The organism is Actinomyces sp. oral taxon 170 str. F0386, assembly GCF_000195595.1.
Lineage (GTDB): Bacteria > Actinomycetota > Actinomycetes > Actinomycetales > Actinomycetaceae > Actinomyces.
This window is the reverse complement of sequence record NZ_GL882569.1, coordinates 1-8,329: the sequence shown is the minus strand read 5'-3', so window position 1 is coordinate 8,329 and position 8,329 is coordinate 1. Positions and strand designations below refer to the sequence as shown.

6 protein-coding genes and 1 CRISPR repeat array are annotated in these 8,329 nt (G+C 67.7%); of the genes, 3 read left to right on the top strand and 3 right to left on the bottom strand.

All coding sequences use genetic code 11. The annotated features are described in order from the left end of the window. Window positions 1-221 precede the first annotated feature (221 nt). Together HMPREF9056_RS11245 and HMPREF9056_RS11240 are read left to right on the top strand one after the other, a co-directional pair. Complete coding sequence (locus HMPREF9056_RS11245; RefSeq protein WP_034514499.1) at window positions 222-1,181, top strand: ABC transporter ATP-binding protein; 960 nt, start codon at window positions 222-224, stop codon at window positions 1,179-1,181. Then, window positions 1,178-2,422, top strand: a complete 1,245-nt coding sequence (locus tag HMPREF9056_RS11240; protein WP_009405163.1) for an ABC transporter permease — start codon at window positions 1,178-1,180, stop codon at window positions 2,420-2,422. Before HMPREF9056_RS11245 ends, HMPREF9056_RS11240 begins: the two co-directional genes overlap by 4 nt. A 63-nt stretch (window positions 2,423-2,485) precedes the next feature. On the opposite strand, the gene ndk is transcribed toward HMPREF9056_RS11240, so the two are convergent. The 3 genes from ndk to HMPREF9056_RS11225 all read right to left on the bottom strand — a co-directional run bounded on the left by ndk (window position 2,486) and on the right by HMPREF9056_RS11225 (window position 5,819). Beyond that, window positions 2,486-2,926 (bottom strand): nucleoside-diphosphate kinase, encoded by a 441-nt coding sequence (gene ndk, locus HMPREF9056_RS11235; protein WP_009405160.1) that lies wholly within the window; start codon window positions 2,924-2,926, stop codon window positions 2,486-2,488. A gap of 83 nt (window positions 2,927-3,009) precedes the next feature. Next, window positions 3,010-3,696, bottom strand: a complete 687-nt coding sequence (gene dhaL / locus HMPREF9056_RS11230; RefSeq protein WP_009405158.1) for a dihydroxyacetone kinase subunit DhaL — start codon at window positions 3,694-3,696, stop codon at window positions 3,010-3,012. 317 nt (window positions 3,697-4,013) lie between these two features. Further along, the gene (locus tag HMPREF9056_RS11225) at window positions 4,014-5,819 is read right to left on the bottom strand and encodes a folylpolyglutamate synthase/dihydrofolate synthase family protein (RefSeq protein WP_009405154.1); all 1,806 of its coding nucleotides are present in this window, start codon (window positions 5,817-5,819) and stop codon (window positions 4,014-4,016) included. Window positions 5,820-6,190: 371 nt separating this feature from the next. On the opposite strand from HMPREF9056_RS11225, the gene HMPREF9056_RS11220 reads away from it, so the two are divergent. Then, on the top strand, window positions 6,191-7,513 hold the full coding sequence (locus HMPREF9056_RS11220; protein ID WP_034514498.1) for a UDP-glucose/GDP-mannose dehydrogenase family protein: 1,323 nt from the start codon (window positions 6,191-6,193) through the stop codon (window positions 7,511-7,513). Window positions 7,514-7,874: 361 nt separating this feature from the next. Beyond that, a CRISPR array of direct repeats spans window positions 7,875-8,329; the repeat unit is 27 nt; unit sequence GGATCATCCCCGCTCGCGCGGGGTTTA.

Genomic DNA, 8,329 nt, shown 5'->3' with positions numbered 1-8,329 from the left:
ACGAGGCGAAGGACTTGAATCCCTTGATCGCCAGGGTCTTGAGGTGCACGGGTGCCACCCTAACAGCGCGGGATGCTCTGACGGAGACAGAAACGACAAAGGGACTTGACATCATCATGTTGGACAAGCAAACTTTCCATGTCAAGGGAGCTGGACACACGTGTGTGCACCTGCTCCACCGGTCCCATCCACCTCTCGTCTCCGAACCCCAAGGAGCCACGATGCTCACGCTGTCCAACCTCTCCAAACGCTTCGGGAGCCTGCAGGCTCTCGACCGCCTCTCCCTATCACTGGATGCCGGCGAGATCGTCGGCTTCGTCGGTGCCAACGGAGCGGGCAAGTCCACCACGATGCGCATCGTCATGGGCGTGCTCGCCGCTGACTCCGGCTCTGTGACCTGGAAGGGCTCTCCCGTGGACGCCTCCACCCGGCGCGCCATCGGTTACATGCCCGAGGAGCGCGGCCTCTACCCCCGGATGAAGGTGACCGAGCAGCTCGTCTACCTGGCTCGCCTGCACGGACTGTCCGCCTCCGCCGCCAAGGCGGCCGCGGACCAGTGGACCGAGCGCCTGGGCCTCCAGGAGCGCCGTGGCGACGAGGTGCAGAGCCTGTCATTGGGCAACCAGCAGCGCGTCCAGCTGGCCGCCGCCCTGGTGAGTGATCCCGAGCTGCTCATTCTCGACGAGCCCTTCTCCGGTCTGGACCCGGTGGCCGTGGACGTCATGAGCCAGGTCCTCCTGGAGCGGGCGGCCGCAGGCGTGCCCACGCTCTTCTCCTCCCATCAGCTCGACGTCGTTGAGCGCCTGTGCGACCGGGTGATCATCATCCGCTCAGGCCGGCTCGTGGCAGACGGAACGGTTCCCGAGCTCCAGGCATCCGAGGCTCCTCGCTGGCGCATCGTCGTCGAGCCACCTCAGGATGCCGCCCCGCTGGAGGCCGACGCCCTGAGTGCGCTGGCCAGCCCGGAGACACAGATCGACGGCCAGGGCCGCCTGATCATCACCGCTGCGGGCACCGATGAGCAGAAGCTGCTGCGCACCGCGCTGCACCTGGGGACGGTGCGCGAGCTCGGCCCGGTGCGCCACCGGCTCACCGATATCTTCCGGGAGGTTCTGACGACCCCCGCTTCCCACAGCCAGACCACTGACTCGACCGACATGAAGAAGGAGGCGCACCGATGAGCGCCCAGACCAGCCCCAGCACCCGCCGTCAGGAGATCATCCTGGTCGCCGGCCGCGAGCTGCGGGCGCACCTGATGAAGAAGTCCACCATCATCCTGACCCTGGTGCTGCTCGCCGCCGCCATCGGCGGCATCATCGGCGTCAAGCTCTACACCTCCGGTCAGGACAAGGCCTATCGGCTTGGCCTCAAGGGCATCGAGACCTCCCAGGCCACCGGGCTGGACAAGGTGGTCGCCTCCAACGGCGAGGCGATCGAGCTCGTCGACGTCTCCGACCACGAGGCGAAGGAGGTACTGGCCGACGACGCACCCGAGGGCACGCCTCACGTGGACATGGTCCTCGACGTCTCCGGCTCCGCCCCCACCATCACCGTGGAGGAGAAGGCCGACGAGACAGTCGTCTCCGGGGCCACGGCCTTCCTCCAGCAGTCGGCACTGGGTCAGCAGATCGCGTCCCTGGGCGGTGATCCCGCCCAGGTGGCCACCGAGCTGAGCGACGCCAAGCCGGAGGTCACGGTGCTTCACGCACCCAAGCGCGACGCCGCCGACTTCCGTCAGCGCTACACGGTCCTCATGGCGATGGACGTCCTGCTGCTGTTCGCCATCATGGGCGGGGGGCAGTTCATCGCCCAGGGCGTGGTGGAGGAGAAGTCGAGCCGGATCGTGGAGATCCTCCTGGCCTGCGTACGGCCCAGCTCACTGCTGGCCGGCAAGATCCTGGGGATCGGCGTCGCCTCCGTGATGACCACCGGGCTCGTCGCCGTCGCCGGGGTCATCACCGCGAAGGCGACTGGCGTCATGCCGGACACCAGCCTCAACCTTGACGGCGCACTGGCGGCGATGCTCGTGTGGATGATCGTGGGCTACGCGATCTTCGCGGTCGCCTACGGCGCTGCCGCCTCACTCGTGAGCCGCCAGGAGGACGTCAACTCGGTGAGCATGCCCCTGCTCCTGCTGGCGATGGTGCCCTACATGCTGAGCTTCACCATGGCCACCGGCGACCCCAACAGCACCATCTTCCGGATCCTGTCCTACCTTCCGCCCTTCGCACCCTTCATGATGCCAGCACGCCTGGTGCTCGGGGTCTCCTCCTGGGCCGAGCAGCTGATCGCCCTGGGGATCGCGCTCGTCTTCCTGCCGCTGCTGGTGCGCGGGGCGGCGGCGATCTACACCCGAGCCGTCACCCGCACCGGCGCCCGGGTACCGCTCAAGGAGATTCTGGGACGGGCCAGGCAGGCCTGAGCGCCTCCACCGACGACGACGGTGCACCTCCTGCATGGGGAGGTGCACCGTCGTCGTCAGGGTTCAGTCGGCCAGCTCGGGGAACCAGATGGTGATCTCGCGGGCTGCGGACTCATCGCTGTCGGAGCCGTGGACGAGGTTGAGGATGGCGGGGGTGCCCCAGTCGCGGCCCAGGTCGCCGCGAATGGTTCCAGGGGCGGCCGTGGTGGGGTCGGTGGGCCCCATGAGGCTGCGCACCCCCTCGACGACGCGCTGCCCCTCAGCCACCGCGGCCACTACGTTGCCGGAGGTCATGTACTCCACGACACCGGGGTAGAAGGGCTTGTCCACGTGCTCGGCGTAGTGCTCGGCGAGGATCTCCTCGGTGGGGGTCAGGACCTTCAGGGCCGTCAGCTCATACCCCTTGGCCTCGATGCGGCGCAGGATCTCGCCGGTCAGACTGCGTTCGACGGCGTCGGGCTTGATGAGGATGAGGATGCGGCCGGTCTGGGACGTGCTGGCCATGGGGGCTCCTTGCTGGGTCGGCGGATGAGGGACCGGGTGGACCATAACGGGTCGGGGCCCCTCAAGGCCATGCGGAGCCGGGTTCAGGCCTGCTCGACCACCAGGATCGAGGCCGCGGCCGGAACGCGGTCGCGGGCGGCGTCGACGGCGGCCTGAAGGATGAGTGCGGAGGACTGAGCGCCCGGGTCACGGTGTCCGCAGGAGCGCTCCCCCAGGAAGGAGGCCCGACCGCGGCGGGCCTGGAGGGGCTCGGTGTCCTCGGCCCCCTTGGCGGCGGCCTGCGCGGCGGCAGTGAGGATGCCGATCTCATCCTCTCCGATCTGCGCCGCCTCCTTGGCTGCGACAGCGGCGGGGCGCCAGGCGTCGGCCATGGTCTTGTCCCCGCTGGTGGCGTGCCCCCTGACCTCCAGGCCCGAGGTGGCCTCCTCGAGCGCGCGAACGATCTCCGCGGCCCCCCACGCAGGAGCGTCGGAGGAGCGGGCGGCCCGAAGGAAGGCGGTTCCCAGCAGCGGTCCGCCGGCACCACCGACAGTGGCCATGAGAGTGGTGGCGACAACTTTGAGGACGCCTCCAGGAGTTGCTGGAAGGTTTCCGGTCTCCTCGGCGGCGTCGAGCTTGGCGACAACGGCCCTCATTCCACGGTTCAGGTTGTCTCCGTGGTCGGCGTCCCCGATGGCACGGTCCAGCTCGGTCAGCTCTGCGCGGTTCTCAGCGATCAGTACGGCGGCGCGACGGGTCCAGTCGAGCGCCCAGGCAGAATCCAAAGACATGGTGCTTCCTTCTCGGGTCTTGGCAGGTGTTGGTTCCAGGCCTGACCGCCATGCACCCGAGGGTGAAGGACGACCATGTGGCGTTGATCGGGCCCTGCGCGGACCCGATGGGTCCCAACGCATCCCGGGAACGTCCGTAGGACGCGCCGGAGCAGGCCGACGAGGTGCTCACCGCCCACTCGCGTTTCCATCCTCTCACGCACCTTGCCGCCTCGCTCGTTGAGACGACCAAATGGTCGGTGACCAGCCCGAACACGCGTGCCGCCGAAAATGACACGGAGGTGCCGGCCCACTGACGAACCACAGCAGCAGGACGGTCAGGGCCTGCCGAACAGGGCGCGGGCCTCGGCGGCCAGGACCACTGAGCCGACGACGAGGATTCCCGAGGCGGTCAGCGGGGCGTCGTGGCCCTCGGACAGGGCGACAGCCTGCTCCACACCCTCACCGAGCCGCTGACTCACCACCACACGGTCGGCACCGTAGACCTCTCGCGCGATCTCACCCAGGTCATCGACGTCCATGGCCCGCGGCGAGTCGATGGGGACGCACACAACGGCATCAGTCACCGGCTCCAGGCCCGCAAGAATCCCTTCGGCGTCCTTGTCCGCCATGACCCCCAGCACCGCCACGAGGTGCTGGAAGCCGAAGGCCTCCTCGATGGCTTCAGTGAGAGCCTCGATGCCGTGGGGGTTGTGGGCGGCGTCGACCAGGACCGTGGGAGAGGAGCGCAGGACCTCCAGGCGGCCGGGGCTGGTGACAGACGCGAAGCCGTCCTCGACAACACGCGCGGGAAGCCGGCGCCCGCCGTGGACCGCCTCGGCGGCCGCCAGGGCCAGCAGGGCGTTGCGGGCCTGGTACTCCCCGTGCAGCGGAACGAAGGCGTCCTCGTAGACAGCCGCTGCGGTGGCGAAGGTGACCATCTGACCGCCGACGGCGAGCTGACGGTCAAGGACCTGCAGGACGCCGGCCTCCGGTGAGGTGGGATCCTCCTCCGGGTCCCGCTCACGGCGCACGACGGCCCGGTGCGAGGCTGCGGCCTGCTCGATCTCGGCAGCGACGTCGGGGACCTGCTGGGCGACGATGACGGTGGAGCCGTCCTTGATGATGCCGGCCTTCTCGTGGGCGATCTCGGTGATCGAGGAGCCGAGCCAGCGCTCGTGGTCGCGTCCGATCGGAGTGATGACGGCGACGTCGGAGCCGATGACGTTCGTGGCGTCCCAGCGCCCGCCCAGGCCGACCTCGATGACGGCGACGTCGACGGGGTAGTCGGCGAAGGCGGCCAGGGCCATGATGGCCAGGACCTCGAAGAAGGACAGGCGAGGCCCGCCGGCGGCCTGCGAGCGCTCGTCGACCATGGCGACGTAGGGGGCCACGTCCTCCCAGGCCGCGATGAATCCCTCCTCGCTGATCGACTCACCATCGAGGCTGATGCGCTCGCGGATGGTGGCCAGGTGCGGGGAGGTGAAGCGGCCGGTGCGCATACCGCCGGCGGCCAGGAGGCGCTCAGCCATGCGTGCGGTGGAGGTCTTGCCGTTGGTGCCGGTGATATGGACGGTGCGGTAGGTGCGCTCGGGGTTGCCCAGAAGGTCGAGGACGGCCTCGACGCGCTCCAGGGAGGGCTGGACCTGGTGCTCGGGGGCGCGCGACAGGATCTCGGCCTCGACCTCGCGCATGCGGGCGGAGACCTCGACGGCGCGGGCAGCGACCTCCAGCTCGCGCAGGTGCTCATCCTCAGGGGCATCGGGGAGCTGGGGCTCCCAGGACTCCCAGTCGTCGGAGTCGTCGGCATCGACCTCGGCGAGGAGCTCCTCGAGACGGTCAGTATCGCCACCGGGGATCATGTTGGCGGCGACAAGCTCGCGCAGGGCCTCGAGATCCTCACGATCCTGGATCTCGGCGTCAGCCTCTTGCTGGGCCTCGGTCTCCTGGAGACCGGAGACGGAGACGGTCGGACCGGAGCCTGCAAGGTTAGGGGTGCCCGCAGCCTCCAGGTAGGGCAGGAGCTCGGGGTCGACGCCGGTCTCACCGAAGACGGCGTCGACGACCTCCTCCCCCGTGGCGCCCTCGGGGATGCCGAAGGCGGCACCGGGACTGGTTTGCTTGGGGTCGTCGCCTGCGGGCACTGCGCCATCCTTTACTCGACGTGACGGTCTGGGCAGACGGGCACTCGTGCACCCCGCCCCGTCTAAATCTAGCCGAGACGGCGCAGCCACCGCGCCGCACCCCCAGAGGCGTGGGTCCACCTCCGGCCCCGACAGCCTGAGTGGCCACGACGTCAGTTGCGGCGCAGCACGAGGCACCGAGGTACACAGGCAGCAATCCTGTTTCAGACCTCCCCCCCCCCACACACCTCACCCCTGCATCGGATTCCGACCGCGGAATAGAACCCAATGAGGGCACCCTTATGCGGGGCGAATTGTTTAAGGATTTCACCAGGGAACCTTATGGGTGCAGGGGTGGACGCGGCTCGCATATACCTGCTTAGGTCCTTGCTATGCGTTTGTCAGTGATTGGTTGCGGATATCTGGGTGCTGTTCATGCTGCGTCGATGGCTGAGCTTGGACATGATGTGGTGGGAGTGGATATCGACACCCACAAGGTCGACCTGCTGAGCGACGGCCGTGCGCCGTTCTTCGAGCCCGAACTGGAAGAACTACTGGCTCGCAACGTGGACGCCGGACGTCTGACCTTCAGCGAGAACTTCTCCGCCATTGAAGGCGCCCAGGTGCATTTCATTAGTGTGGGCACCCCACAGTCCGAGTCCGGGGCGGCGGACATGAGCTACGTCAACGTGGCGGTTGATTCCATGCTTCCGCACCTGGGGCGGTGCACCGCCGGCCCTGAGGTGGTCGCCGGCAAGTCCACGGTGCCCGTTGGCACGGCCTCCCGCCTGGCCCAGACGATCGAGCGGGCTGGGGCACTGCTGGTGTGGAATCCGGAGTTCCTGCGCGAGGGCTTCGCCGTGCAGGACACTCTGCGCCCCGACCGCATGGTCTACGGTCTGCCGGACGATCCCGGCACCGCCGCCAGGGCGAAAGAGGTGATGGACGCTGTCTATGAACGGATCCTGGCCACCGGCACCCCGCGCCTGGTCATGGACTACGCGACTGCCGAGCTGGTCAAGGTCAGCGCGAACGCGTTCCTGGCCACGAAGATCTCCTTCATTAACGCCATGTCCCAGGTCTGCGACGCCGCAGGGGCCAACGTAACGGCTCTCGCCGAGGCGATCGGCATGGACGAGCGTATTGGCAGTCGTTTTCTACGCGCCGGTATCGGCTTCGGCGGAGGCTGCCTGCCCAAGGACATCCGGGCGTTCCAGGCCCGCGCTGACGAGCTCGGCGTCGGCGACGCCCCGGCCTTCCTCGCCGAGGTCGACCGGGTGAATGAGACCATGCGCGCCGGGGTCGTTCAGACGGCGAAGGAGCTTCTTGGTGACAACCTGACCGGGGCCACGGTGACGGTGCTCGGGGCGGCCTTCAAGCCGGATAGCGACGATATGCGCAACTCCCCCGCCCTGGATCTTGCCACGGAGCTGTCGGGCCCGGCGAAGCGGGTGGTTGTGCACGATCCGGCCGCCGGCCCGATCCTTGCAAAGCAGGAGGACCGCCCGTATGAGGTGGCCCCCTCCACGCAGTCTGCTCTGGAAGGCACGGACCTGATCATCGTTGGTACCGAATGGCGGGAGTACCAGGACCTCAACCCTACCCAGGCGGCTGGCCTGGCGCGTACCCGGTACGTGATTGACGGACGCAACTGCCTGGATGCGCAGGACTGGAAAGCGGCCGGCTGGACCTATCGCGGTATCGGCCGGCGATGAGCAGATCGATGGCTCAGGCATTCTCAGTAGCCCGACGACGTTCCCAGGGGCTTATTCACTGAGCTTGTCGCGGTGACCATCGGTAGGGGCGGCGGCCGGTATCCACACTGCGGACACGAACGCCGCAGTAACGTCATAGCACAAACGAGAATCGCAGGATTCCAAGGTCTTCTCTGGGACACTTTGACTGCGGAGCCAGTCATATCCTCCGCGCGGACACCGAGTCACTCAGACACCGAAGGAGAACGGCAGATCCGACGACGGACCTCATGAATAAGCCCCCGGAGTGTGAACGACCCTCAGTGAGCCTCCTCGCGTGCAGGCGTGCACAACACGCCACTCCACAGCCCAAGAGGTCAGCGGATTGTCCCCGCTCGCGCGGGGTTTACTACCCTGAGGGTACGGCGACTGTTGACGGCCGAGGATCATCCCCGCTCGCGCGGGGTTTACCCGTTCTTGTAGCCAACGATCGTGCCCTGCGCCGGATCATCCCCGCTCGCGCGGGGTTTACGCCGCTTCCGTACCGGCCCGCGCTCGGCCGGCCGGGATCATCCCCGCTCGCGCGGGGTTTACTGCGGAATACGGCTGGTGCGATTCGGGATTTTGGGATCATCCCCGCTCGCGCGGGGTTTACCAGTTCCCGGACTCGAGCCCCCAGGACCGGCGCGGACCATCCCCGCTCGCGCGGGGTTTACGTCATGTAGAACATCTTCTTGTTGTTGATCGTCGGATCATCCCCGCTCGCGCGGGGTTTACCCGGTCAGTTCGCGTGGCCGTCTCTTTGTTGTCGGATCATCCCCGCTCGCGCGGGGTTTA